Origin of the sequence: Bacillus sp. SIMBA_154, assembly GCF_046536015.1 — a bacterium.
Lineage (GTDB): Bacteria > Bacillota > Bacilli > Bacillales > Bacillaceae > Bacillus > Bacillus pumilus_P.
Window position 1 is genome coordinate 1 of sequence record NZ_JAWJBV010000645.1, and the last position, 237, is coordinate 237.

The following is a 237-nucleotide window of genomic DNA, read 5'->3' on the forward strand; positions in this document are numbered from 1 at the left end:
TCTCGACGGGATTGTTGACGAGCGGTTGAGCGGCGAACGGCAGCAGATAGACCCGGTCGTGGCCGAGTGCGGCCTTGTAACGATGGATGCAGTCGATGTCCGTCGTAAAAACGAAATCGAACAACTTCGCGGTCGTCAGGAACGTCTCGAAATGGACCGGATCCTCCTTGTTCCAGAAGATCGTCGGAATCTTGTGATCCCGACACCATAGAACGATACCGAGGACTTCCTGACTGA

At 54.9% G+C, this 237-nt stretch carries 1 pseudogene; it reads right to left on the bottom strand.

Going from position 1 to position 237, the window contains the following annotated elements:
- Nucleotides 1–237: pseudogene (locus R0K30_RS23460) on the bottom strand (hypothetical protein); the annotation flags it as partial.